The sequence below is a fragment of the Pseudomonas sp. BJa3 genome, assembly GCF_026343815.1.
GTDB classification, from domain to species: domain Bacteria; phylum Pseudomonadota; class Gammaproteobacteria; order Pseudomonadales; family Pseudomonadaceae; genus Aquipseudomonas; species Aquipseudomonas soli.
Window position 1 is genome coordinate 1 of record NZ_JAOXMC010000340.1, and the last position, 257, is coordinate 257.

The following is a 257-nucleotide window of genomic DNA, read 5'->3' on the forward strand; positions in this document are numbered from 1 at the left end:
TCAACCGGGTGGTGGTGGCGGTCAAGGCGTTTCGTAGCGAGTATCCGCAACCGGGCCAGGCGATGCGCCTCGCCTCGGGTAACGCCGGTGTCATGGCGGCCATCAACGAGGAGGTGGAGAAGAGCGAGACGCCCATGCTGCTGTATGTCTATGCCGCGATCGCGTTGCTGCTATTCGCGGTCTACCGCGACCTGCGCGCGGTGCTGGAGTGCTGCCTGCCGTTGACCATCGGTACATTCATTGGCTACTGGTTCATG

At 62.6% G+C, this 257-nt stretch carries 1 pseudogene; it reads left to right on the plus strand.

Annotation, left to right across the window (positions count from 1 at the left end):
• A pseudogene (locus tag OH705_RS27955) lies at positions 1–257 on the plus strand (RND family transporter); the annotation flags it as partial.